This window comes from Klebsiella sp. Ech2A (genome assembly GCF_030078455.1).
Taxonomy (GTDB): Bacteria; Pseudomonadota; Gammaproteobacteria; order Enterobacterales; family Enterobacteriaceae; genus Klebsiella; species Klebsiella terrigena.
The window spans coordinates 1-25495 of sequence record NZ_JAQGFU010000053.1 but is presented as its reverse complement, the minus strand read 5'-3'; the positions used below and the strand labels follow the sequence as shown (position 1 = coordinate 25495).

General features: G+C 47.1%; 20 protein-coding genes, 1 tRNA gene and 4 pseudogenes. 14 read left to right on the top strand and 11 right to left on the bottom strand.

The window, feature by feature from the left end; all coding sequences use genetic code 11:
- The first annotated feature begins 354 nt into the window (after positions 1-354).
- From PFH44_RS12285 to PFH44_RS12265, 5 genes and pseudogenes are all read left to right on the top strand, one after another.
- Positions 355-439: transfer RNA gene (locus PFH44_RS12285), tRNA-Leu, on the top strand.
- Positions 440-720: 281 nt separating this feature from the next.
- A pseudogene (locus PFH44_RS12280) lies at positions 721-936 on the top strand (phage integrase central domain-containing protein); the annotation flags it as partial.
- Positions 937-1037: 101 nt separating this feature from the next.
- Positions 1038-2163: pseudogene (locus PFH44_RS12275) on the top strand (IS3 family transposase).
- Positions 2164-2365: 202 nt separating this feature from the next.
- Positions 2366-4093: a ParB N-terminal domain-containing protein gene (locus PFH44_RS12270; RefSeq protein ID WP_283825143.1), complete on the top strand. Its 1728-nt coding sequence runs from the start codon at positions 2366-2368 to the stop codon at positions 4091-4093.
- Positions 4094-4096: 3 nt separating this feature from the next.
- Positions 4097-5020 carry an HNH endonuclease domain-containing protein gene (locus PFH44_RS12265; protein WP_283825142.1) on the top strand — a complete coding sequence of 308 codons (924 nt, stop codon included), beginning with the start codon at positions 4097-4099 and terminating at the stop codon, positions 5018-5020.
- Positions 5021-5088: 68 nt separating this feature from the next.
- Here PFH44_RS12265 and dndE read toward each other — a convergent pair whose 3' ends face one another.
- Genes dndE through dndC form a run of 3 tightly spaced genes read right to left on the bottom strand, consistent with a single transcriptional unit; the run spans position 5089 to position 9082 of the window.
- The gene (dndE, locus tag PFH44_RS12260) at positions 5089-5454 is read right to left on the bottom strand and encodes a DNA sulfur modification protein DndE (RefSeq protein ID WP_283825141.1); all 366 of its coding nucleotides are present in this window, start codon (positions 5452-5454) and stop codon (positions 5089-5091) included.
- Positions 5451-7424: a DNA sulfur modification protein DndD gene (gene dndD, locus PFH44_RS12255; protein ID WP_283825140.1), complete on the bottom strand. Its 1974-nt coding sequence runs from the start codon at positions 7422-7424 to the stop codon at positions 5451-5453. The genes dndE and dndD overlap by 4 nt, the downstream gene beginning before the upstream one ends.
- Complete coding sequence (gene dndC / locus PFH44_RS12250) at positions 7421-9082, bottom strand: DNA phosphorothioation system sulfurtransferase DndC (protein ID WP_283825139.1); 1662 nt, start codon at positions 9080-9082, stop codon at positions 7421-7423. Before dndC ends, dndD begins: the two co-directional genes overlap by 4 nt.
- Positions 9083-9507: 425 nt before the next feature.
- Between dndC and dndA the strand changes: the two genes are divergently transcribed.
- From dndA to PFH44_RS12220, 6 genes and pseudogenes are all read left to right on the top strand, one after another.
- Positions 9508-10632 (top strand): cysteine desulfurase DndA, encoded by a 1125-nt coding sequence (gene dndA, locus PFH44_RS12245; protein ID WP_283825138.1) that lies wholly within the window; start codon positions 9508-9510, stop codon positions 10630-10632.
- The gene (locus tag PFH44_RS12240; protein ID WP_283825137.1) at positions 10629-11438 is read left to right on the top strand and encodes a restriction endonuclease; all 810 of its coding nucleotides are present in this window, start codon (positions 10629-10631) and stop codon (positions 11436-11438) included. The genes dndA and PFH44_RS12240 overlap by 4 nt, the downstream gene beginning before the upstream one ends.
- Before the next feature lie 52 nt (positions 11439-11490).
- Positions 11491-11909, top strand: a pseudogene (locus tag PFH44_RS12235) (VOC family protein).
- A gap of 479 nt (positions 11910-12388) precedes the next feature.
- A complete protein-coding gene (locus PFH44_RS12230; protein ID WP_283825136.1) occupies positions 12389-12910 on the top strand; it encodes a DUF2778 domain-containing protein in 522 nt (173 codons plus the stop codon).
- A 254-nt stretch (positions 12911-13164) separates the two neighbouring features.
- Positions 13165-13656, top strand: coding sequence for an Hcp family type VI secretion system effector (locus PFH44_RS12225; RefSeq protein ID WP_283825135.1), 492 nt, complete (start codon positions 13165-13167; stop codon positions 13654-13656).
- A gap of 165 nt (positions 13657-13821) precedes the next feature.
- Positions 13822-14094 (top strand): annotated as a pseudogene (locus PFH44_RS12220) (integrase core domain-containing protein); the annotation flags it as partial.
- Here the strand turns inward: PFH44_RS12220 and PFH44_RS12215 are convergent.
- The 3 genes from PFH44_RS12215 to PFH44_RS12205 form a co-directional block, all read right to left on the bottom strand.
- A complete protein-coding gene (locus PFH44_RS12215) occupies positions 14095-14355 on the bottom strand; it encodes an IncC plasmid conjugative DNA transfer DtrJ family protein (RefSeq protein ID WP_463671547.1) in 261 nt (86 codons plus the stop codon).
- A gap of 74 nt (positions 14356-14429) precedes the next feature.
- Positions 14430-15347: a nucleotidyl transferase AbiEii/AbiGii toxin family protein gene (locus PFH44_RS12210; RefSeq protein ID WP_283825134.1), complete on the bottom strand. Its 918-nt coding sequence runs from the start codon at positions 15345-15347 to the stop codon at positions 14430-14432.
- Positions 15340-16113, bottom strand: coding sequence for a type IV toxin-antitoxin system AbiEi family antitoxin (locus tag PFH44_RS12205; RefSeq protein ID WP_283825133.1), 774 nt, complete (start codon positions 16111-16113; stop codon positions 15340-15342). Before PFH44_RS12205 ends, PFH44_RS12210 begins: the two co-directional genes overlap by 8 nt.
- A gap of 250 nt (positions 16114-16363) precedes the next feature.
- On the opposite strand from PFH44_RS12205, the gene PFH44_RS12200 reads away from it, so the two are divergent.
- Both PFH44_RS12200 and PFH44_RS12195 read left to right on the top strand, forming a co-directional pair.
- The gene (locus tag PFH44_RS12200; RefSeq protein ID WP_283825132.1) at positions 16364-17005 is read left to right on the top strand and encodes an HNH endonuclease; all 642 of its coding nucleotides are present in this window, start codon (positions 16364-16366) and stop codon (positions 17003-17005) included.
- 29 nt (positions 17006-17034) lie between these two features.
- Positions 17035-18027, top strand: coding sequence for a PDDEXK family nuclease (locus tag PFH44_RS12195; RefSeq protein ID WP_283825131.1), 993 nt, complete (start codon positions 17035-17037; stop codon positions 18025-18027).
- Positions 18028-18133: 106 nt separating this feature from the next.
- On the opposite strand, the gene symE is transcribed toward PFH44_RS12195, so the two are convergent.
- From symE to PFH44_RS12170, 5 genes are all read right to left on the bottom strand, one after another.
- Positions 18134-18475: an endoribonuclease SymE gene (symE, locus tag PFH44_RS12190; RefSeq protein WP_283825130.1), complete on the bottom strand. Its 342-nt coding sequence runs from the start codon at positions 18473-18475 to the stop codon at positions 18134-18136.
- Between the two features lie 454 nt (positions 18476-18929).
- Positions 18930-19772 (bottom strand): energy transducer TonB, encoded by an 843-nt coding sequence (locus tag PFH44_RS12185; RefSeq protein ID WP_283825129.1) that lies wholly within the window; start codon positions 19770-19772, stop codon positions 18930-18932.
- Between the two features lie 167 nt (positions 19773-19939).
- Positions 19940-20875, bottom strand: a complete 936-nt coding sequence (locus PFH44_RS12180; RefSeq protein ID WP_283825128.1) for a FecR domain-containing protein — start codon at positions 20873-20875, stop codon at positions 19940-19942.
- 7 nt (positions 20876-20882) lie between these two features.
- Complete coding sequence (locus PFH44_RS12175) at positions 20883-21395, bottom strand: sigma-70 family RNA polymerase sigma factor (protein ID WP_128879188.1); 513 nt, start codon at positions 21393-21395, stop codon at positions 20883-20885.
- Between the two features lie 158 nt (positions 21396-21553).
- The gene (locus PFH44_RS12170; protein WP_283825127.1) at positions 21554-24082 is read right to left on the bottom strand and encodes a TonB-dependent receptor; all 2529 of its coding nucleotides are present in this window, start codon (positions 24080-24082) and stop codon (positions 21554-21556) included.
- Between the two features lie 288 nt (positions 24083-24370).
- Between PFH44_RS12170 and PFH44_RS12165 the strand changes: the two genes are divergently transcribed.
- Positions 24371-25495: FAD-dependent oxidoreductase (locus PFH44_RS12165; protein WP_283825126.1), on the top strand; the 1125-nt coding region annotated here is incomplete at its 3' end.

Genomic DNA, 25495 nt, shown 5'->3' with positions numbered 1-25495 from the left:
GAAATGTGTATAAGGGACAGGAATAAGGCTGCACCAGCAGTTCTCCTACGCGGGTTTGAGCGGATAGAAACGCATAGCGAACCCTGATATTGGGAAAGTCTCTGCGTTATTACGCGAACCAATAGCGGGGTCTGATAACCGGTGGTTGAAAATGTAAACCGCCCTGAAGCATTTGCTGGTTTTTGCTAGCCGGTTCGGAGATAAGAGCCTGAGAGAGTAGGGGAGTTCGCGGGTTAGCGCGGCAAAAGGCGGGTTACGCTGTTTTTTTCGACACTTAGCGTAGCCGGCATACGCTGTTGCTTGCATGGCAGCCAACGACAGGTATAATCCACAACGTTTCCGTATCCCTTCTGTGCCGGAGTGGCGAAATCGGTAGACGCAGTTGATTCAAAATCAACCGTAGAAATACGTGCCGGTTCGAGTCCGGCCTTCGGCACCATCGGAACATCAATAGACGTCAACGGACGTCTTTTTTTGTGCCTGAAATCCGCGCCACACAAGGCTTTCCGCGATTTTTCCCTCAACCTAAGTCAACCTGATTCAATCTACATCAACTTACTGATGCGGGTACAACTGCGGGTATATCGCGGTTCGATAATGTTTGTACCCACACAGAACCCTTGAAAGGATATTCATCATGGCTCTGAGTGATGTGAAGGTTCGTTCGGCTAAGCCTGAAGCAAAAGCCTATAAACTTACTGACGGCGACGGTATGGTTCCCTAACTGTACCCATCAAAGCAGTCGAGTCATCCAGGCGTCTTGAAGTCGCCGCTCGTTTACAGCAGCGTACTACCGTGATTATGCGCTTTGCCGTTCAAAGCGGCTTAATCGATTACAACCCCGCGCAAGAGATTGCCGGTGCGGTTGCTACGGCGAAAAGACAGCACCGTGCAGCTCTTGAAATGAACCGCATACCTGAATTACTTCGTCGCATAGTGGACTGACCCCACCCCGGTAGACGATCCTGCCCTATAGTTTGGACTGACCCCACCCCGGTAGACGATCCTGCCCTATAGTTTGAGCATAGGGGGAGCATATGGGCACACCACGATTTACACCTGAATTTAAGGAAGAAGCCGTCCGTCAGATAACGGAACGCGGTTATTCCGTTGCCGAAGTATCCGACCGTCTGGGCGTTTCTGCGCACAGTCTCTACAAGTGGCTACGGGCTATCAAGCCTGATAACAGCGAGCAGCATGCCCGGGATTTACTGGAAGCCAAAAGCGAGATCCTGAAACTACGGGCGCAGCTAAAACGTACCGAAGAAGAACGGGATATCCTGAAAAAGGCCGCGCGGTACTTTGCAAGGGAGCCCGACTGAAGTACCGCTTTATCAATGAACACCGCACTGTGTGGGGTGTGATGACGATGTGTCGGGTACTGAATGTCGCCCGGGCCGGGTTCTATGCGTGGCTGCACAACCCGGTCTCGGCGCGTGATAAAGATAACCAGCGTCTGCTGATGCTTATCCGCGACTCCTATTCACTGAGCGAAGGCGTATACGGTTACCGGCGGGTTCATGGCGATCTGAACGAAATCGGGGAAACCTGCGGCAAAAACCGGGTGGGCCGTATTATGCAACTGAACCGGATTAAAGCCGTGCGTGGCTATAAAGCGCCACGGCGTATCGCCGGCCGACCTTCAGTGGTTGCCCCTAATCGCGTGCAGCGGCAGTTTACCGTTGTCCGGGCCAATCAGGTCTGGGTCACCGACATTACTTATATCCGGACCTGGCAGGGATGGTTGTATCTGGCGGTGGTTATCGACCTCTTTTTGCCCGTAACGTGGTGGGCTGGTCGATGAAGCCGACCCTCTCACGCGAACTGGCACTGGATGCGCTGATGATGGCGGTCTGGCGTCGTAAACCTGACGGCGAGGTTGTCGTGCACTCAGACCAGGGCAGCCAGTACGGCAGCGACGACTGGCAGCGCTTCTGTCGGGCCAATAACCTGACACCCAGTATGAGCCGGCGTGGCAGCGGCTGGGATAACGCGGTGGCCGAATCGTTCTTCAGTTCGCTGAAAAAAGAAAGGATCAGAAAACACATCTATAAAACCCGGGAGCTGGGCCGGGCCGATATCTTCGATTACATTGAAGTCTTCTATAACCGGTCCCGCCGCCACAGTCATCTCGGCGGCGTCAGTCCACTTTTTGTGTTGTAGGGTATGTACGAAAGTACTTGTAGATAGTTATAAATTATAGTTTTTTGTTTTTATCCTTATAAAACAATTTGTTATGTATTATTTGTTATTGGTTAGAAGTGTCAGGTAGCTTGACAATGAGAAAGATACAAGAATAATGAATGCCATAGAAAGATAATGGGGTGTATACATCGCAACACATTAAATCTAAAAGGAAAAAAGAATGCAAAAACTTACATTTGAATATCCCGCAATAAAAATTAAGCAGAATGGAATGTGTAGCGATGTTGTGTTGTTTGGGGCTTCTGCTTATGAGATTCATCAATGGGCAGGAGTCCCTCAAAAAAAGTCATTTGAAGATATAGAAACAGTTGGTTTTCAACGTGTTGACAATAGAGCAAGGTTAAGCGAGCTGAAAAAGTTTTATCTGAATCAGAAAAATGTAGTCCAAAATACACTTATTTGTGCAATGAGAGATATAACTGGATGTAAAATTAGCTTCAAAAGTAAAGATAGTAATGATTGTGCCGGTACTTTAAAAATTGAATTCCCTAGTTTTTATGATATGCCGATAATTGATTTGTTTGGCATCTTAAGACAGTCTCTTGAAAGTCGGTTAAATGGTAAAGTGAAAATTTCAATTTCGGAAGAAGATAAGCAGGAACTTAAGAAACAACTATCAATTCTGAATGAAGCGAAAATAGATGACCAAGAAGATGAACATCCGCTAGATGATTTAGAAAGTGAGAGTGTTGAAGAAATAAAAGAGTCCGAACAGGATTCTTTTATTTTTGATGAATCACATATAGCAGATTTTATTAGAGAAATAGCTTTACGTCACGAAATTCTGAAAGAAAATCCTGAGTTATATATAGAGCGGGATGAGTTTTTAGGATTTAAAAAAGATTCCCTTATTTCTTTCATCCTTCCTGTTTCATTGGTTGATGGGCAACATAGACTGTTAGGTGCTATTGGTGAAATAACTTCCAGATTGGAAACTGGTGAATTCGATGATGAGTTATCATCATATTTGAATGATGGTACCGATGCTACAATGGCTAATACTGAAATTTTGAAAAAACATACACGAGTTTTGCCGGTTTCTTTATTAATGTCAGATAGTCCATCTGAGCAAGTATTTCAGTTTGTTGTTATTAACCAGAAAGCTACACCAATTGAACGCTCATTGCTAGGGACTATAGTATCAACAACATTAACTAATGATGAAATGGAAGTTGTATCTCAGCGCTTAATGGATTCTGGTATCAAGCTCGAAGAAGCTCGTGCTATAACATGGATAGCTAAAAACCCAGTCAGCCCATTTTCAAACCTTGTAGAGCGTGGTGTAAACAGCGATTCTAAAGATATGTTGCAGTGGTCCGTTATGGGGAAAATTATAAATATTTTTAAAGAGTTGAGAGGAGGCGTTTTATTTGGTGAAAGGAACGACTACGCCAAAATTTGGCAAGAAAAATACCTTTCCACATCTGGGGTTGTTTCTGAGTTTGATGATAATGTATTTTCATCAGCATATGATTATTGGCGTTCTCTCGAAGGGCCTTGGAGAGAATTATTTGTTTGTTTTTGGATCAAAGTTAGCAATAAACTCGCTCAACGTGAAAATAAAGATAGGAAAAATTTTTGGGGAGCACCTCGAGAATCTAATATCTTTAACAAAATATCTTTAATGATCCTATCTTCAGATTTTTTCCAATATCTTGTTGAAACACGTACTGGTATTGATTCTAAAGAGCATCTAGAGTCTTTAGTGGATGAATGGTTACAGGATGTTAAACCAGCATATTTTGATCGTGATTGGGAATTATCTGGTGTCAAAAAAGATTCAAAAGGAATCAGAGACCGGTGGGCTCAGTTATGGTCTGATTATAGAAAAAACTCATCAGCTATGCCTCAAATCAGAATGTATCGTAACCCTAAAAAGACTGACTGACTTATGGAAAGAGACTTCAATTTTGTCATCAATAGTATATTAAATATACAAAAAGCATGGTGTAATGATACGCAAAATGAGTTGTCTCATATGTCTTTTCCGGATCCAATGCTTGGATTCAGAAGAGATCTTTTAAAAGGCGATATGTATCGAGAATGGGGGCGTTGGTTTATTGAGCAATTTGTTGATGTAAAATATCTGTCGAGTAATGTGACTTATCCTGAAATATATTATGATGTCTTTCGCATTATCGATACAATATGCGGATGGACTTATGACCGAACTGATAAGATGGAAGTATCGGGCATAATATCAAGATATGTTCTGCAAAGGGTAAAAATCATCACCGAGAGTAATAAGCGAAGAAAAATTTCTTTATCAGAACGACGTGAATTATTGGATCTTCTTGGTGAAAAACCTCGTTGCTGGTTGACTGGTATGCCTTTTTCGCCTGAGGCTGTTGCTATTTTTTTAGGTGAGCGCGATGTCAAAATAAAATTGCCTGATTATGTAGATAAATATATGCCAATTGGTTTGGTTGAACGAGATCTAAAAATAGAAGTAGATCATCTCTATCCTTTTGCATTAGGAGGAGATGATTCTATCGAAAACTTTAGATTAATTTGTGGGTGGGCCAATATGGTGAAAAGTTCGCAGGTATCAATGTATGGAAGAGGAACGAAATATACTAAAGCTATACGACCTTATCAAAGTATTGATAATTATTATTGGGCGATCAGGACATTAGGCTTGAAGAGAAAATGTGAATGTGATGGGTGTAAAAATAATTTGGAAAATTCACAATTAACAATATCGTCATTTCATGGTGCTGGAAAAATAATAAATCCTATAAGTATGAAAATTATGTGCTATGAACATGCTTATGAGAATGACCGTTTTGTTTTGCGCACGGATTTTGAGTTTTAATGATTAGTATATGTTATAATACAACTCAAAAGGCACATATTATATATGTGCCTTTTGTTGGTATATAATTACATTTCTATTATGTCATCAATGCTATTGACTTTATTTATCATATATGAAATGCCGCGGTGCAAGTGAATTTTGAATAGATAATTTATATCTATATTTTCATGACTTTCATTATAATCATCATGAATTCGTTGTTTTAAGATCGCTAAATAGATTTCTGATTGCTCACCAGAGAACGTTTTCCATGTCATTTCAATTGAGCTATCGGTGATAATATCCTCATGCGGAGGAACGGCTTTCTCAGCAAGAGATAGGCAAAATGCCCAACGACACAGTACATTCCAATTCTCGATGCCAGTTCGTCGCTTTAGAGTGATCAGCTGCTGTTTCGCTTTTTCGGAAAGTCTTACATGCTCGATGCTCATAATGCACTCTCCAGATATCCATTTGAAAAATATGAAGACCTATCTTTTTCATTATAGACAATATTGTATTCTTGAGCTATGAATGGCTTCAATTTGGAATAATATTGACCATAAATCTCTTCATCCGTAGATAACAGAATAACTTGTGAGGCAGCATTTGGAAAATATTGCTCTATTAAGCGAATTCTGTGTTCTCCATCTAATCTTCCCATAGGAGTATCAATTATTGTTGGCAATTCTTTCCCAGAACTATCGGCTAATCCCCAGAGAATAGCTATGGCGAGTAATTGTCTCTCTCCTGCAGAAAGGCGATTTGCTGGGATTTCTAGTCTACTCGAGGTATACAAAGTCATAGAATAATCAGTCGGACTAATTTCTATTCTATTTACTAAACTTTCTTTTCTTTTCAATTGATCAAACTTTGATTTTATTTTTTTCTCAAGCTTGCTAATATTTTCACTTACAAGTTGTTTATTAAAGGATATAATTATTTCTCTTAATGTATCAATATGATTGATAATTTGACTCTGTCTTTTCTGCTCGAAATGGGCCGAGTTGTTACTAATTAAAAGAGTATTATACTCAGTTTCATTGCTTTTTATCTCGTTATCGATATTTTCTAATGAAACCAATAACATTTCTTTTTCTTTTCTGACTGAACGTAACTTTTCTTCTTGTTTTGCATGTTCTGAAAATAAGCCTTTTACTGATTCAAAGGTTGGAATTGTATTTATTTTTCGGTCTATTAAAATAATTTCTTCTTCTATCTTTTTCTTTACTAAAAGTAGGTTGACTGCTGAGTTTTTGTCTTGATGAATTCGGTTGTTTAAATCAAAAAAATACACGGGATCGGTATTTATATAACAGTCTACCGTATTCTTTTCCTTTTCGATGATTTGTGCTTCATCAAATTTCATTTTTAGATCAGATAGTTCGATGCTATCTACTTTATCAGAAAGCATATTTAAGAGCTGTTCTTTCTGTTTCTGTAGAAGTGATTCAGCATCATTAAATATTCTATAATTTTTTTCAAGCAAAGCCTGTTTTTCTGCTTTAATAGCTAAATGCTGTATTAGTCCTAAAGGCATTGCTCCAGAGGCTAATTTTAATAATTCATGTTTAACCACGAAAAATTTTTGTTCTAATTCTGCTTTTTCTTTTTCAAAACATGTTTTTAATTCTAACTTGTCAGCACCGTTAGATTTTAGTTTTTCTTGGAGAAACGACAAGTTTTCATTTTCATCTTTCTCTTTCTCCTCTAGAATGTCTATCTGAGAAGTTAACTGCTTTTTATGTTCGTCTAAGGACGCTATTTTTGTTTTTATTTCATCGACGCTGACAGCATCTTCTTTTTTAAGTAGTTTTTCTTGTTTTTTCTTTTGTAATTCGTTTAAATCACTCGATAGAGTTGAAAGCAGTTCTAGCCCTAGTAAAGCTTCTATTCCAGTTTTAAGTAATTCGGCAGAACGTTTAGGATCTGCTAAGTTTTCTATTTTTTCACCATCAAAGAAAAATAACTCAGATATTGACTGAGGAATAAATTCGTTGACAAATTCCTCCCAATGTTCACTGATCAATTGATCATACTTGCCATTAAAATGAACAGAGATATTCTCTTTACATTCTTTGTTCCCATTTTTTACCCAAGATCTCTTAATTTCATATATTTGAGGTTTTTTTTTGTTATCTCCATGACGAAACCGTAAAGTGATGCTTGCAGATCTGTCTGTAGAAAATGAATTAATGTTTTTTTCAAGATAGGTTAGGTATCCTAACCGTCCTCTGTTGGAACATTTCGCAAATTTTCCATATAGCGCCAACTGGAGAGCATCAAGGAAAGTAGTTTTCCCTGCACCATTAAGAGCACCTATTAATATAATTGGTTTTTTATGGTCAGGGCTATCAAGGGAGATAGTATGATGTCCTTGATATATTCCAAAGTTATAAAGTTTTATTTCTTCAAAAATCATAATTGTATCTCTTGAACATCAATTTGCTCTAATTTCAAATAATCATAGTTAATGAGGGATTTCTCTATTTTTTCTATTTCCCATTGTAGTTTGTTTTTCTCATCGTCATTTATGTTTTTATCTTCAATCTTATAGGTGTTCTCATTTAATCGTTTTTCAAGTGCGAATTTCCGAGCGTCGGAAATATCATTAAAGGCAGTTTTGTCTAGAGCTGATTCTAGCTCTTTATAAAGTGTAGAACGCCGTAGAAGATGTTTGTGCTTGTCTGCAATCGTAAGTAACTCACGGACCTGCTCATATTTCAAACCATCAGTATCATCAAATTCCGCACATTTTTCTTTTAATTTTTGCATAATGTTACGGTTCAGCAATGGATGATTTTTACCTTTGCTACCTGGATAAGGTTTATTCATCACTGACTGGTAAATTGTAGGTACGCTATCCTCAACTTCATTTTTGCTTTCTACCCACAATTCTCTGATAGCTTCCAGATCATCAATAGTAAGAAGCTCCAATTCTTTCACTTCTTCAGGGCCGAGAGCTTGAACTTGAAGTTGAGCTTCCAGTACTTTACGTAACATATGTTCACGGAAAGCCTGTCGATAAGGTCCCCGAACCAAGTCTGCGCCATATTCATTAATATGAACTGTTAAGCTTCCATTCATTCGCCTAAAATCACGACGGTCTTTATCTTCCTGTATTTTTTTAGCTTTTTTGTCTTTGTTTGAATCATTTATGTCGATCTCGTTACGTAGTGCAAGAAGTGGATACATCCACTCTTTTTCACTATCGTTCTGAATCATTGCCGACATTGACTTATCTTCTCCTACCATCGTGCAGACATAACATCCAAAACGACTATCACCGCAGCTTGGAGTTGATTTGTCGACGACTAAGGGGCATTCTCCGTCTTCTGTTGCACCTTGATACATAGTTAGCAGTTCTTGGTTTCTAAAACCCCAAGGGTTTTTTACTTGCATCAAAAATTGCCACACATCGTCGTTGCTCCAGTCAGCAATTGGGGTATATACCCAAACTCTGTCTAGTTCTTTATTAACAGACAAACCAGCAGCACGTCGGGTATTATCTGCACGATTTTCGTAGATTTCCATTGTTGTTGCACGAGCTGTACTCTCTGCTTTCCGAGTCCCCAGAACCAAAATTGCTTCGCCATTATTCTGGACAACACTTTTAATGAAGTTGTTTGATGGACTAATTTTTAAGCGATCTGTACACCATCTGAATTTATAACGTGGGGCAGGGTAACCTCTACCGATTAAATTCACCCAAAATCGATCGTTTACTGTAGGTGTCAAACGGTGAGGTATCAATGGAATTTTTTGCTCCTCAACAGCTCTTTCCATCTGTTTGAGAGAACGGGTTACCCACAAAGCAACAATAGGATTTTCGACTAACGTATCTGTGCTGATGACATGCACCTGCTTGTGAGCCTTGTTATCAAGGGCAAGCTCTGAAAGCGCCTGCCAGACTAGCTGAAGAATTGCTGTTGAGTCTTTGCCCCCGCTATAGCCGATAACCCAAGGGATGTTATCACTCAAGTAGAGGTCCTTTGTTTGCTGTACTAGCCTGACAACAGTCTCTCTGAATCCAAGATCGTCAAAGGCTGAGCGGGTTGATTGATGATTCTGTACTGTCATTTTCTACCTTTGGTTAGTCTGAGAGCTTGAAGCGCTACTTGAGCAACAACTACAACATCCACAATTGGCGTACCACTATGTAAACCACGAGAGCAACCTCTAACTTTACAACCTATGATGGATTTTGTCTCTTAAATGCGATATCTGGAGGAATCGTACTATTTTTGGCGGAGAAACGTTAACTTGCAGACAAATCTATCTATTTACCAATACATTCTATATGGACAATTTGGTTATCTAGCCCCTTTTCATGATGGCTATCTTAAGGTGTTGGCGGATGACGTCAATAGTTAACCCATTAAAAGCACTATATGTCTATACAGCTAATTGATTTTGATAGTGAGCTTACACTTCTTGATGTACCAAGGTCGGTATGTCAGCATATAGTGTCCAAAAACCTGTAATCTTATGTGAGTGGAACCTTGATGACTATCTACCTTGATTGCAATGCAACAGCCCCTATTTCTCCCTCGGTTTCGGCTCTGGTTACACATTACTTGTGTGAGGAATTTGGGAACGCAGGCAGTCGTACACATGAGTTTGGTTTGAAGGCTAAGCAGGCTGTGGAGAAGGCTCGAGGACAAGTAGCATCTTTGGCCGGCGCTGATAGAAGCGAAGTATTTTTTACCAGTGGAGCGACAGAAAGCAATAATATTGCCATTTTAGGATTGAGAGCAGAAGCAGCTAAGAGTGGGAAAAAACATATAATTACAACCTCCATTGAACATAAAGCTGTTCTCGAGCCTATTGATTACCTTGCCAAAAATGGGTTTGATGTAACATATTTAAAGGTCAACAAAAGTGGTATTGTAGATCCTACAGATCTTCGAAAGGCATTACGTGAAGATACTCTTTTAGTATCTATTATGCATATAAATAATGAAACAGGTTCAATTCAGCCTATTAGGGAGGTTTGTAAAGTACTCGCAGACCATAGTGCTTATTTTCATATTGATGCAGCGCAAGGTTATGGCAAGTATCCCGAAGAGCTAATAAACAAAAGAATTGATATGTTGAGTGTTAGTGGGCATAAATTATATGCCCCTAAAGGTATTGGTGCACTCATTGTCAGAAAACGAGGTTTTGTAAAAATTCCTTTGGAACCATTAATGTTTGGTGGTGGGCAGGAGAAGGGGTTACGACCGGGAACACTTCCGGTTGCATTGATTGTAGGTCTGGGCTTAGCCTGTTTTGAAGCCCAGGAGAAATATTTGGAGTGGCGTAATAAATGCCAAAAAATTAAATCTTCACTACTCGATACTCTTTTGCCACTGGGCGCTAAAGTGAATGGAGAAAATACTGCTAGTCATGTTTTAAATATTTCTATACCACATGTGAATTCTGAAGCCGCAATGGTCGCTTTAAAAGGGGTAGTAGCAGTATCGAATGGTTCAGCCTGTACTTCCCAAAATTATACTGCAAGCCATGTTCTTGAGGCGATGGGCTGTGATGAAGAACGTATTTATGGGGCAATCCGCATTTCATGGTGTTATATGACAGAATCGCTTCCTCTAGATATCATTTTTGAGAAAATTCAGGGATTGCTGTGATATCGAAAAGTATAGCAAAAGCAGCCATTGAGGCATTAAATATACTCAATCGGGCATCATCTATTTCTGATATATATAACGCCATTATTGAGTATAAGCTATATGAGTTTGGCGCCAGAGATCCAAAGTCTGTCGTAAGAATAACTTTGGATCGACATTGTATAAATAAATCTATTGGTACTTTGCATCAAAAACGTTTTTTTAGGAAACTAAGTGATGGTCGATATGCATTAACATCCAATATAAAGAGTGAAAGCAAATGCGTATTGAATGAAGATAAAGTTAATACAGAAGATGCTGAGCGTTCAGTACTGGAAATTTATTCTTTAGCATCTTTACAGAGAGATAGGGTAAAAAAAGAAATTATTGAATATTTAAGAGGTTTAACTGCGGAACAATTTGAAGATTTTTGTCGAATATTTTTAATAAAATATGGTTTCCTAGAAATAAAATTAACGAGAAGAGGGCGTGATGGTGGTGTCGATGTCATTGGACTATTGAGAGTAGGTTTGGCAAACATGCGAGTTGCAGTGCAATGTAAAAAATACGCCGCAGAGAACAAAATAGGAAGGAGTATGATATCGGCATTTCGTGGCGATATTACTGGAGAATTTGAACAAGGTATATTCATCACAACTAGCAGTTATACAAAAGAGGCGATGGAAATATCATTTAAACCATCATGTATTCCAGTTGTGCTTATCGATGGTGAACAATTGGCAGACTTTATGATTGATAAAAGAATTGGAGTTCAGAGGGAGTTAATTGAAATATATGACTTTGAACAAGATCTCCTATGGGAATAAAATAATAAATTGTAGTTATATATTTTTTTAGATATAATTTATAGATATCCTTATGCTTCAATCTTTGAACCACTTAACGCTTGCCGTCAGTAATTTGCAAAGCAACCTGACCTTCTGGCGTGATTTGCTGAGTGTGCAACTGCATACTGAGTGGGATACCGGCACATACCTTACCTGTGGTGACCTTTGGATCTGTCTTACTTATGACATATCCCGTAACTGCGTGGCCCCTCAGGAAAGTGACTATACCCACTACGCATTCAGCATCGCGCCAGAGGATTTTGAGCCGTTCTCATATAAGCTGAAACAAGCGGTGACGGTCTGGAAAGATAATAAAAGTGAAGGCAATCTTTCTAGTTTCTTGACCCGGATGGACACAAGCTGGAGCTGCATGTGGGAGATTTAGTATCTCGACTGGCGCAATGCCAGGAGAAGCCCTATGCTGGAATGCGTTTCGGAACTGGAAAATAATCACGCAACTTTGTGATCTTACACGCAGTGTTCAATTTTATGTCCCATTCTTGGGACAAATCCCAAAGAAAAACTTAACAACCCATTAATTTTCAATAAATTAAATGAAAAGGCGAGTCCGGCTTTCGCACCTTTCCCATTTTTTAAAAAATCAGCTCAGTGAAATATTTTACTTTTCTTGCATACTCAATCTTACCTCATTCTTTCTCGCACAAAGGCTGCTGTAAGTGTTAATGGTGCTGTTCACAGTTTGCGAGTATCTGCTTGGCTTAAATTCTGCCTGCATCTCAGACAGATTCCTGAAGAGTACACGTATATCCTGATAAATTTCACTATTTGCCATAACCCTTATCCTATCGCCAAAAGCTTACTATCAACAAAATAAGATTATTTAAAATAAAATCATAAAGTTAAAATGGACTGTCGGCTAAACAGCTTATACCCTAATCCACATGTTATAAAAGGATATTGGGTGGTTTATGGCTCTGCAAGGAAAGTTGATTTTGAACGGGGCAGACTATGCACCTTTCAACCTGTACGGTGTGGGCGTGTTCATGGCTTTTTCCGGTAATGGTGTTTATCGAAACAAAGGAGCGTGTGGAGCTGTAAAAGGGGATGGGCCGTTGCCTCCTGGAAAATATTGGATAGTTGATCGTGGTGCTGGCGGGTTTCTTTCAGGATTGAAAGCCAAAGGACAGGATACATGGAACAAGGTTAGGCACGGCGCAGAGTTTGGACGTGATGAATGGTTTGCTCTGTATAAAGATGATTGGGGCATTGATGACGGAACCTGGATTAACGATGTTCACCGTGGATTATTCCGGCTTCATCCTGGAACATTATCCGAGGGTTGCATAACTATTGGTCATAACTCCGACTTCGCGCAAATTCGCAATGCATTGATGAACACATCGCTTATTCAGGTTCCGTGTATGCGCTCTCTTATAGCTCGTGGTTGGGTTGAGGTAGTGGCTAATGGTAACACCAACACTTGCCCGTAGATGGGGCGTAAGATTGCTAAAGACGGCTCTATTTCTGCTGATCGGTATGGCTATAGGGAGAATATTAGGCAATCCAGAGATTTACATTAATCATGCAATTGCATCAAAGATAAGTGACCTTGTTTACGGCGATATTAACTCAGAAACCATGTATGACACTTATTTTTACCTTGACGTTCTAACGGTCGTTATTACCACTACTGTTATTTATTTCATAACGATGAAATTGATCAGAAAAATAAGGAGCAAATAAAATGCCAATCCCTCCATACATGTGGTTAAAAGATGATGGCGGCGCAGACATTAAAGGATCTGTAGACGTTAAGGATCGTGATGGTTCTATTGAGATTATCGGACTGAGCCACGGTATTAACTTACCTGTAGATAATGCCAACGGTAAAATTACTGGTACACGTCAGCATTCATCAATGATGATTGAAAAGGAAGTTGATAGCTCTACACCTTATCTATATAAAGCCGCCGCAACTGGTCAGACACTGAAAAGTGCGGAGATCCGTTTCTACCACATCAACGACGCAGGGCAAGAAGTGCCTTATTACTCTGTACTGATGGAAAACGTGAAAATCACAGGCGTTAACTGTGGTGTACCTAACTGCAAACTTGCAGCCAATGACAAAATGAACCACGGTGAAAGCGTCAGCTTGCAGTACGAGAAGATTACCTGGAAGATTCACGATGGGAACGTTCAGTTTACTGATGCCTGGAACGAGCGCCCAACAGCATAATGAAAACGGGGGCGTTGTGCCCCTTCGTATAATCCCCTCAAAGCCTGAGCCACATCATTAACAGGTGTCGCTGGCTTCCTGTCATGGCCGAGATTCGAACGGTTTTACGGATGTGGGGTCAGTCCAAACAGTGAGGCTTCATTATAATACTCGAGAGCGTAGCCGGATAAAGGCAGTTGCTACATAGCGGACTCAACAAGAACGTTCGCCGCCTCACTCGGGTTCATCGTGTGTACGACGCCAGTGCGCAGTCCGGAGAGCAATGGGATGGCTGAATCGTTCGTGAAAACGTTCAGGCGTGATTACTTGTATGTAAATGACCTGCCTGATGCGGTGACCGTAATGGAAAAACTGACGGAATGGATGGAAGACTATAATAACTTGCATCCCCATAAAGGTCTGAAAATGCAGTCACCGAGAGAGTACAGAAGTTCACTACTAGCTTGGACTGACCCCACTGCCACTGCCATTGACATTGCTAGCCCAATCCCAACAGCTCCTGGTAACAACAAATACTGAAAATGGCAACGCTAACCACACCAATCCCGTTGCCGCCAGGCTGGAGCTGAGCGTGCGCTTGGTATGATGATAAACAAACCCGGACTTATAGTCTGCGCCAAAGCGCCGCAGGTCCTGACAAACCAGATCGCCTACGAGGTCAATAGCAATCCTGGTTTTAAGTGCTGGAAGACAATGGATTCTGAGATGGCTTTGCTTGTTTATAAAAGATGGTATAGTTTCATTATTGGTGTAACTATACTAAATTTAATAAACTAGTTTAGCCATTCTGTCATGACCTTTTCCAGTGTATCCAGGGACTGCGCGCGCTTTTCCTCCGACATCCGGCCAATATTGCGCAGCTTCCATTGAACGGCTGGCAAATTCTGAATATGGGGCTCTGGCGCTAAATTCCAGTCAGGCTCGCCGCGTTTAAATGACATCAGGAAGTCGAAATCCTGTTGAGTGAAATGTGCTTTCAACGCGCTGAGCATTCTTTCCGGGACCTCTCTTAACTCTTCCAGTGATACCTCCTCAAAAGTCATACCGCTGAATTCATTTTGAAAGGGTTCGGTAATATCCTTCCAGCGTGGGTTAAGCACTTCGGACAATGGGCGATTATGGCTGAGCAAGTAAGCGATAAAACCATTAAAAATAGCGCGGTCGATTCCTTGTGTATCAAGGAGCATTTTGACGTCGTAGAAATCTCTGGGATGCTGGCGATCTAACGCAGCACATAGCTTGCCACCGTATAAATCGGGCAGTGAGACAACCGGGATCGCGGCAAAACCAAATTCTTCCTCCACGGCTTCGACGACGTCGCGTTCTTGCGGTGGATATAGTGTTCCCCGGGCAACCGGCGAGACTTCAATTTTAATTTGTGCGTCGCCAGTGGTGACAATGATGCGCATCTCATCGGGATCATGAGTTTGCAGCACTGCACGGATCCCGGCTTGCGCTTCCAGTTCAGCGGCAATACGGGTGAGCGCCTCCCGCACGTTAGGCAACGCGACCTCTCTGTTTTCCAGCGGGATCCAGGCCAGATCGATATCAACGGACAAGCGGGGAAAATCACGGATGAATAAGTTGATCGCCGTTCCGCCTTTCAGCGCAAAACAGGGCTCGTTAGCGACATAGGGTAATGCTCGCACCAGCAGGGCGACCTGGCGGTAGTAGGGAGAGGTTTTATCCATGGTTTATTCCCTTCCTGGTAAAATTTTCGGGCACGGTAATCTGGTATTGCGTGTTCAACTTGCCATTAACAACGATTTGTCGGTTGCCCGATCCCAGGTCGATTTTGCTGGTATCTACCCGTTTGAACCATGCATGTTCATAGAAACTGGCGAAAAACAGATACAGGCGCTTGGTTTGTACGGACTGGCTGAGCGTAAGCAGCTTCTCCACTTTACGTGGGTTGAGATTGACTAGTCCCTGAAAAAGCTCGGCAGCGTGCTCAAATGAGATTTCCTGAGGTACTGCGCTTAATAGCTCGTAGGCTGCCAGTTCTGGCGTACTGGCGGTTATTCTTTTTCCTTTAACCTCAAGCTCAGTTCGGTATTTTTCATCCAATTCAGGGAGCTTCAGAGCCGATACCACCCGCCACTCAACGCCGGGAAATTCTTTAAACCATTTGGGCAATATCGCTTTGTTTTCAACGCTAAGCCAGCATTGACTCTGCTTAAGCTGTAGGTAATGGGAACGGCCCTGCCAGGAGAGACTGCTCAGTCCGGCCAGATGCACCGGCGCTTCAAGCTGGTTTTGCAGACACCATAGCGCATCACTCCAGTCTGGTTCTCGTCCTGCGCGCGCATAAACGCCAGCCCGCAGTTTTATTAACCAGCCATTTTGCGCGTATTTAAAGGCCAGAGAAGGCGATATGTTGTTCCGGGTTAGCCAGGATTGCAAAACCAGGCTTCCTGGAGAGGTATTTTGCAACAGCCAGTTTATTTTTGATGCCATAGATTCACTCATGGTGTGACTATAATAAAAAAAGTAAACTATTTAGTGAGTGAAAAGTCAATGTACGGCGTCTGTCGCAGCATAAATGTTGCCCGCGAGAGTTGTATCAGTCCACGTCTATTCAAGTCTAATAAAGCAAAAAATCAGTAATAACATCGGTCCGACAGAATCATTCCTCTGGTCTATGTGATCGAGAAATGCATATCGATTTGAGTATAATGAGCTATCTCCCATGGCATGAGTTTATCAGGTGAAGAAGTTACCGGATCGGTTATCAAGGGAAAGCATCATCGAAGCCATTCGCGCCTATGACGCAGGTGTTGCTCACCAGTTCAAGGCAGCGCGGCTGTACGAAGTCGAGTTTGAGGGGCGTCGTTACCCTTCAAAGGCTATCGTGGGGATTGCCGCTTCAATGGTTACCGGCTATGAATTTACGCCTGCGGATTTCAGCGGTGGGATCAAATCAAAATGCGTCAAGCTGCTGATGGACCAGGGGGTTCGCATTATTGAAGATCATAAAGGCGGCGTTGCTGCAGATGATTCTCTGTTCCCCGATGAGCTACTGTCGCAGGACGAGTTCGTTGAAGGGGCGGCGGTTCAGGTGATGGTAAATCGCTATGAACGGGATCGTCATGCCCGCGAGGCTGCGCTGCGCTATCATGGCTATTTATGCATGGTTTGTGCCCTTGATATGTCAAAGAAGTACGGGAACATAGCGAAAGGATTTATCCATGTTCACCATCTGACTCCGCTGTCGGCAATTAAAGAAGATTATCATCTGGACCCTAAAACCGATCTTATTCCGGTTTGCCCTAATTGCCATGCTATGTTGCATCGCCGAAATCCCCCGTTTACACCGCAAGAATTAAAAAGCCTGATGGATGTAGAATAATTATTTTTTTGCCTACAAGGAACTTAAAGGTGGCACTGTATAATATTTTTGATAAAAAACTCACAGCCCTGGAAAAAACGTCTTTCACTTCAGAAGGCCTCCAGGAACGATATGATTTACAAGCAGCGATCGAGACAAATATCGATATTATCGCGCCAGATTGCATGGTGATCGCGGAAGAGTTTTCTGACTGGGAAGATAGCCGTCGTAGAATCGATCTGTTAGCCATTGATAAGCAGGCCAATCTTGTGGTCATCGAGTTGAAGCGAGATGAGATCGGTGCGCATATGGAGCTGCAGGCGCTAAGATATGCGGCAATGATTTCCACAATGAGCTTTACTAAAGCGTGTGAATGCTATCAATCCTATTTGCTGAAGCACAATAAAGAGATAAATGCCAAAGATAGCTTACTTGAATTTGTTGACCTTGAAGAGAGTGAACTCGTTGATTTTGGTAAGGATATTCGCATTATTCTTGCTTCTGCAGGTTTTAGCAAAGAGCTGACGACTACCGCAATATGGTTAAGGGATAAGGGTATCGATATTCGCTGCGTTCGCCTCACGCCGTATAGCTTTAAGGGCGAGGTTTTCATTAATGCCGAACAGATCATTCCGGTGCCGGAATTAGAAGAGTACCAGGTGAGATTCCGGGAGAAGCGGACAGAGCAAATAATCAGCAGCCAAAAATCAGAAAAAGATTACTCCGAGTATAAATATAATGGCGTGATTTATAATAAACGTAAGCTGGCCCTGGCACTTTTCACTGACTGGATTAGTAAACATAATCCCCAGGATCTTAATACTCTGAAATCTAAGCTAAGCGAAATTCTGATACACAGAACGATCGTCCTGGCCGAACAAATCCCGGAAGGCAGGCAAAACAGGTATCATATGCACGAAGATGCGCTGATCGAACTCCCATCCGGCGAACTGATTGCGATATCTAATCAGTGGGGAATTGGCAATATCGAAAAGGTGATAGATTTTTTGCGGCGGGATGGTTTCATCATTGAGAAGCGCTGATGGCTTAGCAACGGCAAGACCCTCTGTCTCATATGGCAGAATGCTGCTGGTTGTAATGAGGGCTTAGCCTAAGCCCTCATTACAACCAGCAGCATTGATATTTACCTTATGCGAGAGGCTTCAACCTCGCTTTCCCCGCAATCACCCCAATAAACTCCCGGACCTGCTTCTGCTTCCTCGCCGACAGCTTCTCAACCCGACGCATCGCTTCTTCCAGCTCGGGTTCCGGCTCAATCGCCGTCAGCACGATACAGCCCGCCATGACCCGAACCTCTACCTTCGCACCCGTCGCGAACCCGGCCGCCTCCAGCCACTGGCCCTTCATAACGATAGCCGGAATACGGGTATAATCCGGAAAGCGGCTCGCATAGCTCACGGTAAGCTGGCGCTTATTTTTCACCGGCGCTTCTGCATCGAATGAATCTGCAATACAATCGGTCTCAGTCATAATTGCTATTCCCTATAAATAGTGATTGTGATGAGCGATGCGGGTGTGTTGGCGCACATCCGCATTGCGTTAAATAACACCTGTAAACTTATCCAGTAATAAAGACAAAGTCCAGCGGATAATAAAACTTAATCGGCGCCTTATGGCTTATTTTAAGAAGCTGAGAAAGATATTTAATCTTTATGTGTATAGCGCATGAATAGAATAAATGAATGGATTTATTTTCTTATTAATAATGAAATGATTTAGCGCCAAATATTATTATCAACTATCGGGAAAAACGTCATTCTCGCCGCGCCAACTTACGAATAAACCAGCTCGTCTCAGCGCTGATACCAAACTGCCATCACTTCCGCCAGCCAGCAGGCCAGCGGGAAATCGGGGGGTATGGATGCCGCGTTCATAGTGGTTCATCCGGGCGCTGCTGCTTCCCGTATGCGCGTCGGTACGTTCTTCACCGACGCATCTCTCTGAGATCGAAACGGATCGGGAGCGTCACGCTGAACGACGGCTGTCCCGCCCGGATATCATCCGGCGGGGGAGGCAGCGGGGCGGCCCGCTTCGCCAGCTGCTCCGCTTCCCGGTCCAGCGAATCCACCCCGCTTGAGCGGAGTAACTTCGCCGCCAGCACATTGCCCTGGCGATCCAGGGTGATGCTGATATACACCACCCCCTGTCGCTGCTGGCGGAGCGCCACGGCGGGGTAGCGCTTAAAGCGGCTCAGGTGCGCCAGCAGCTTCCCGCTCCAGTCCGAGCTCATCGGGTTCGCCTGCGGCGCCGCCATGTTCTGCGGCGCCGCAACCTGCCTGTCGTTCATCGAGGGCGGCGCGCTGGTATCCGCTGCGGCAGACGTTTTTGACGGCGTCACCTCCCGTTCATCCGCCGTTTTAGGCGGCGTCGGCGCTTTGCGCTTCGCGGGCTTGCTCTTTTTGACCGCCGGGGGCGTCTTCGGCTCCGTGCCCTGCGGGGCCTGGGTCAGCGCTGGCCGGGTCTCCTCTTTCACCTCCTCCTTCTGCGCCACGGGCTGGCTGCTGGGTAGAGAATGCGTCTGGAGTACCCCGGTCGGCATTTTCTCCGGGCTGGCGACGGACTGGGTCTGGCTGGACAGCATTAACACCACCATCGGCTCGGCCGCCGGTAGCGGCGGCGGCGGGCTGGACTGATAGCAGAGCCAGCCCAGCAGCATCACGTGAAGGAACAGCGTCAGCAGACCTGCGAAAGTCCACCGTCTTCCCGTGCCCCGCTCCCATCCCTGGGGGAAAAGCGGGGCAGCGGAGAGTGCGTTTTTATTTAACATGGAAAAATTACCACCGGTACAGGAGAGCGTGTCGTCGCGAGCGCAATGCCGCGACGTTAATCAGCGTCGGATAATAGACAGGACACGCTGCCCGACCGGAAAGGGCATCTGTGGCGGGAATAACGGGATATAACGCCATAAAAATATCATTATCAGAGTAAATGGCTTCAGGAGACGCTGACAAAGTACTTTGACAGATAGTTTATCTGGACCGGCAGGCTGTCAGGCAGTGAATCAAGAATGCGGTCAGTGTTATTGAGCGGGAAAACGCCCGACAGTCTCAGGTTGGCGACCTCCGGCCGGCAGCGTATATAGCCCCGGCGATAGCGGCCCAGCTCGTCGAGGAAATCTGCCAGCCGCATATCATCGGCGACGATCAGCCCTTGTAGCCAGGCCGGTTCCGCCGGCACCCGGTGCAGCGCGCCGTACCCGCGTTCATTGAGCCACAGACCGTAGCCCGCATTGACGGTCACGCTCTGGCTGCCTGCCGCCGGACGGGCGCTCAGCCGGCCGCGGTATACCGCAATATCGCTTTGCGTATCGCCCAGCCGGACCGCGAACCGGCCGTTGTGCGCGGCGAGCTCGCCCTGCGGCAGCTGCAGCCGCAGTAATCCGGCGCTCTGCGGCGACGTCACCATCATTTCCCCGTTCAGCAGCGCCACCCGCTGGCCGTCGTCGTGGGAGGTGACGTTGACCGCCGTTTGCGTGTTCAACATCAGCTGCGTGCCGTCCGCCAGGGTTACATTTTTCTGTTCGCCGATCGCCGTGCGGTAGTCCGCCAGCCAGGGGCGCCAGAGGCTGTTCCCGGCGCCGATCCCCACCGCGCCGGTCAGCCCGACCACGGCAATACTCTTCAGCAGCCGGCGGCGCTGGGGGTTGTCCAGCCGGGACAGGCTCTGCTGCGCGGCTATGCCGTTAAGCAGGGAAAAGCCGGAGGAAAAGGCGCCGATCTGCTGCCAGGCCTGGGCATTTTCCGGCCGCGACTGATACCAGCGCTGCCAGTTTTCCCGATCCTGCTGGCTGACCTCTTCCGACATCAGCTGCGTCAGCCAGATGGCGGCTTCGCGGGCGCTTTGTTCATTGAGGGTGGATGAAGGACTCATGCTGCTATCATGATGATAAGGCAAAGAAACATTGCAGGTTCGCGCGCTGCAAATACTGTTTGACCGAGCTGGCGGAGACCCGCAGCCGCTCGGCAATATCGCAGTAGCGCATGCCCTGCAGGTGGGCCAGCAGGAAGGCTTCGCGCACCGGCGCGGGCAGGCCGTCCAGCGCCTGGTCGAGCTTTTCCAGCATCTCGATCGCCTGCAGGCGGATTTCCGCCGACGGGGATTCGGCCTCCGGCAGCTCGCTCAGGGCCTGTAAATAGCGCTCCTCAATATGCTTGCGCCGGTAGTAGTTGGCTACCAGCCGGCGCGCCACCGTCGCTAAGAAGGGGCGGGGATGGCGAATGGTCGTGAGCTGCGGGCTGAGCAGGATGCTGATAAAAGTATCCTGCGCCAAATCTTCGGCATGCCATGCGCAGCCGACCTTTTGCCGCAGCCAGTGGCACAGCCAGCCGTGATGTTCACTGTAGAGCTGCCGGGCAAACCCGTTAGCGATTGCAATATCTTTCCTGGCCATGCGGCATACCAAACGTGAGAGCTTTAAATGAAAATAAGAATCATTACTAATTAAGATAATGTAAGTTATGTGTCAAGAGATTGCTGATTATTTACATTAGGCGGGGAATTCAGGCGGAGAGAAGCAGGGGAGCCGGCGGCTCCCTCGTGGGTAAAACGTCAGAAACGCTGGCTGACGCTGAATTTAATATTCCGCCCGACGCCGGACACGGATTCGCCGAGGTAGGGGTAATATTCGTGATTGAACAGATTGTCCACCGCCACCCGGGCCTCAAACCCCTTCAGTGACGTAGGCTGCCAGGAGGCGAACAGGCCATGCAGGGAGTAGCCGGCGGTTTTCGGCAGCGCCCACACGGAAGCGAGCGGATCGCCGTCTGCCGGGGAGCGGTCCTGTTTACGTACGAAGTCGCCGGTCCAGCCAAACGCCGCATCCCACTGCGGCACTTTTATCCCCAGCACCGCGTGGGCGGTGACCGGCGGAATTTCCGCGATCCAGGTCTGGTTGCCCCAGGGATCGCGCGGGGAAGCATCGCGCTTGCCGCGGATCGCGGAGTACGCAAAGCTGCCGAACACCCGATCGCTGTCGTAGAAGGATTCAATCTCCACGCCTTCAATGGTATAGCCCGGCAGGTTACGGTAGTTCGACAGCGGCTGGCCGCACTCCCTTCCGCTTCTGGCGGCGTCGCACAGCACCCCGCGACGATAGAAGATCTCATCCTTGCCGCGGTTGCGGAACAGGGTCGTACGAATTTGCAGGCTGTCTTCTGCCGTCACCAGGTTGTTGAAATCCAGCACCGCGCCTACCCGAATTCCGGTAATACGCTCCACCTTCAGATTACGGCTGGTGCCGGGAACGTTGGAGCTGGCCGACTGAACTTCGTACTGCTCGTCAATGACCGGCGCGCGCCAGGTGCGGCTGACGTCGGCAAACAGCGACAGGTTGGGCGTGGCTTTCCAGATAGCCCCCAGGTGCGGAGACCAGCCGGTGTAGGTGACGCTGCTGTAATCATGCCCGGCGGCAGGATCGCTATCGTTATAGCGCGGCGCGCGGTTGGGCTGCCCCGTATTGGTGACGTGATCGAAGCGCACGCCGGGGGTGATGGTCAGGCTGCCGTAGCTGACCGCGTCCTGCAGATAGGCGCTGCGGGTTTCCTGCTCGCCCGCCGGCATATAGTAGGGCTGGAAATAGCCGTAATTGTAGCTGGCGCTATTTTTCTGCGCCGGGTAGTACATCAGCGTATCGCGTTTATGCTTATGCCAGCGCACGCCGAACAGCAGTTTATGATCGAGCGGGCCGCTGCTAAAGCGGCTCTCGTTGTTCATATCGAGCTGCTGATCGACATAGCTCACCCAGCTCTCGTTCCCCAACGAGCCCAGGTAGCTGTACTGTGACGCGTAATCCGGCCGTTTATCATGCTGTTCGGTTTTCGAGTGGGCGTAAGATACCGTCAGATTCAGCAGCGGCTGCTCTTCCGGCGCCAGGTTCCATTTTACCGAATAGTTGGTGTCCACCTGATCGCGATACACCAGGATGCGCCGCCACGCTTCATCCCGGCCGTAGCGGTCGATATCCGCCTGGCTGGGGGCGCTGATATCATCGCGCTTGGCGGCAAAAGGCTGCCAGCCGTCGGATTCGGAGCGCATTGCCGACAGGGTTAACGTCTGCGCATCGGTCAGATAGAGGTTCGACTTCACCAGCCACGAGGCCTGATCGTTGGAGGAGTAGGCAAAGCGCGTGCCGTCAGGCCGCTTGATGTTGCCCCCGTCGCGCTTGCTGAAATAGACCAGCCCGTCGGCAAACCCCTCTTCGGTGCGGCCATATAGCGCGCCGCTGTAGATCCCCTGGCGGTCGTTGGTGTGATAGCTGTATTTCAGCAGGCCGCCAAAATTCTCGCCGGGCTCCAGCATATCGCCGGCGTCTTTGGTCTCCATCGTAATGGTGCCGCCAAACCCGCCGTTGCCGTTCAGCAGGTTGTGCGGGCCTTTATCGACGTCAACGCGCTTGAGCAGCTCCGGCTCGATGAACACCGAGCCCTGGCGGTATTTCTCGAACCCTTTGGGCGCGCCGTCCAGCACCACGTTGACATCTTCCATATCGCCCATCCCCCAGATGTTCAGACTCTGTCCGCCGGGGCGAGGGGAGCCGGCCATCGAGACGCCGGGCAGGCGATCGAGCAGGCTGGCGACGTTATCGGCCTGCACGCGCGCGATATCTTCCTGATTCAGGGTCGAACGGCCGGCGGAGACGCTATCGCTTAAGCCGCTGACCACCGACAGCTCCGGGATCACCAGCTCCTCAAGCGGTTCCGCCGCCACCAGGCGGTAGCCGTTTGCCGTCGGCTGGGCGCTGAGACCGCTTCCCGCCAGCAGGCGGCTAAAGGCTTCTGAGAGGCCGTATCGCCCCTGCAGGCCGGCGGTGCTTTTCCCCCGGGTTTGCTCCGGCGTAAAGGTCAGAATGACCCGGGCGCTGCTGGCAAGACTTTGTAATGCCGGGGTCAGATCCCCCGCCGGAATGGCGAAAGTCTGAACATCGGCCTGCTGCGTCGGCTGCGGCTGCGCCTGGGCGGAGAAGACGGCGGTCGCGCAGGTGGCAAAGACCAGCAGCCCGCACGCGGGGCCGATCGCTCTGCCGGCGGCCCGCTTTCTGCCGGGTAGATGCTTTGCGGCGTTTTTGTTTTTTATAGACATCGACTGGTTCCCTGAAAGTGTGAAACTGAAATCTCAGTAGAGAGGTCACGCGGGGGACAAAATCGGGCAGAGATTTAATGAAAAAAATTCTCATCTGGCGGCAAAACCAGCGAGGCCGGCGCTATCCGCCGGCAATTTTCCCGTACGGCGGCCCGCCGGACGCTTGAACATAGGACGATCCGCATGGCGTAACGGGTTGACAGCTTTATCTGATATTGATAATCATTATCAATTATTCCACGACGCGTCGACTCACCGCGGCGGGTCGTTCCAGGGGGAGTTAAGAACATGTCATCACCCTCGATCGCGTCCTACGCCACCGACTGCTGTATTGCAGGCGGCGGCCCTGCCGGGCTGATGCTCGGCTATCTGTTAGCCCGGGCGGGCGTCAGCGTGACGGTACTGGAGAAGCACGATGATTTTCTGCGTGATTTCCGCGGCGATACCATTCACCCTTCCACGCTGGAGCTGATGCACCAGCTCGGTCTGCTTGACGATCTCCTGGCGCTGCCGCACCAGCGCGCGGAAACCCTGTGGGCGGAGATCGCCGGGCGCAACGTGATGCTGGCGGACTTCTCCCGCCTGCCGACGCGCTGCAAATTCATCGCCTTTATGCCGCAGTGGGAATTCCTCACTTTCCTCGCCGAACGCGCCGCCGCTTTTCCCCATTTCACCCTGATAAAGTCGGCGCGGGTGGCCGAGCTGCGCTATGAGCAGGGCCGGGCGTGCGGCGTGCTGGCGGAGACCCCGGAAGGGCCGATCGACGTTTCCTGTCAGCTGGTTGTCGGCGCCGACGGGCGGGGTTCCGTGGTGCGGGAAAAGGCGGGGCTCAGCAGCCGATCGTTCGGCGCGCCGCGGGATCTGCTGTGGATGAAGCTCACGAAGCGGTCGGGGGATCCGCAGTGGTCGATGGGCCATACCGGACCAAGGCGCAACTTCATCATGATCGATCGCGGCGATTACTGGCAGTGCGGCTATGCGATCGAGAAGGGGAGCTTCGATACGATCCAGGAGAGCGGGCTGGAGAAATTCCTGCTGCAGGTGGCCGAGGTGGCTCCGTTTCAGGACGATCGCTTTCAGGAGATTGCTGGCTGGCAGCAGGTGAAGCTGCTGAGCATCCGCATCGACAGGCTGGAGCAGTGGGCGAAGCCGGGCGTGCTGTGCATCGGCGACGCGGCGCACGCCATGTCGCCTATCGGCGGAGTGGGCGTCAATCTGGCGATTCAGGATGCGGTGGCCGCGGCTAACGCCGTTAGCCTGCCGCTGCGCCAGCGGCGTTTGCAGCTAAAGCATCTGCGGCGCGTGCAGCGGCGGCGCGATTTTCCCACCAAAGCCACGCAGTTTTTACAAATTAAAATGAGCCAGCGCCGGACGAAAAAACGCCGCGCGGCGGGCGGCCCCGGTCTGATGACC

Excerpts from the sequence above, each read along its gene's own strand:
- dndA (WP_283825138.1), top strand. The coding sequence starts at position 9,508 with ATGACTATCTACCTTGATTGCAATGCAACAGCCCCTATTTCTCCCTCG.
- PFH44_RS12180 (WP_283825128.1), bottom strand. The coding sequence starts at position 20,875 with ATGAGTCCTTCATCCACCCTCAATGAACAAAGCGCCCGCGAAGCCGCC.
- PFH44_RS12225 (WP_283825135.1), top strand. The coding sequence starts at position 13,165 with ATGCCAATCCCTCCATACATGTGGTTAAAAGATGATGGCGGCGCAGAC.
- PFH44_RS12170 (WP_283825127.1), bottom strand. The coding sequence starts at position 24,082 with ATGTCTATAAAAAACAAAAACGCCGCAAAGCATCTACCCGGCAGAAAG.
- PFH44_RS12185 (WP_283825129.1), bottom strand. The coding sequence starts at position 19,772 with ATGTTAAATAAAAACGCACTCTCCGCTGCCCCGCTTTTCCCCCAGGGA.
- dndE (WP_283825141.1), bottom strand. The coding sequence starts at position 5,454 with ATGAGCATCGAGCATGTAAGACTTTCCGAAAAAGCGAAACAGCAGCTG.
- PFH44_RS12265 (WP_283825142.1), top strand. The coding sequence starts at position 4,097 with ATGGAAAGAGACTTCAATTTTGTCATCAATAGTATATTAAATATACAA.
- PFH44_RS12210 (WP_283825134.1), bottom strand. The coding sequence starts at position 15,347 with ATGGATAAAACCTCTCCCTACTACCGCCAGGTCGCCCTGCTGGTGCGA.
- PFH44_RS12270 (WP_283825143.1), top strand. The coding sequence starts at position 2,366 with ATGCAAAAACTTACATTTGAATATCCCGCAATAAAAATTAAGCAGAAT.
- dndD (WP_283825140.1), bottom strand. The coding sequence starts at position 7,424 with ATGATTTTTGAAGAAATAAAACTTTATAACTTTGGAATATATCAAGGA.
- dndC (WP_283825139.1), bottom strand. The coding sequence starts at position 9,082 with ATGACAGTACAGAATCATCAATCAACCCGCTCAGCCTTTGACGATCTT.
- PFH44_RS12205 (WP_283825133.1), bottom strand. The coding sequence starts at position 16,113 with ATGGCATCAAAAATAAACTGGCTGTTGCAAAATACCTCTCCAGGAAGC.
- PFH44_RS12230 (WP_283825136.1), top strand. The coding sequence starts at position 12,389 with ATGGCTCTGCAAGGAAAGTTGATTTTGAACGGGGCAGACTATGCACCT.
- symE (WP_283825130.1), bottom strand. The coding sequence starts at position 18,475 with ATGACTGAGACCGATTGTATTGCAGATTCATTCGATGCAGAAGCGCCG.
- PFH44_RS12175 (WP_128879188.1), bottom strand. The coding sequence starts at position 21,395 with ATGGCCAGGAAAGATATTGCAATCGCTAACGGGTTTGCCCGGCAGCTC.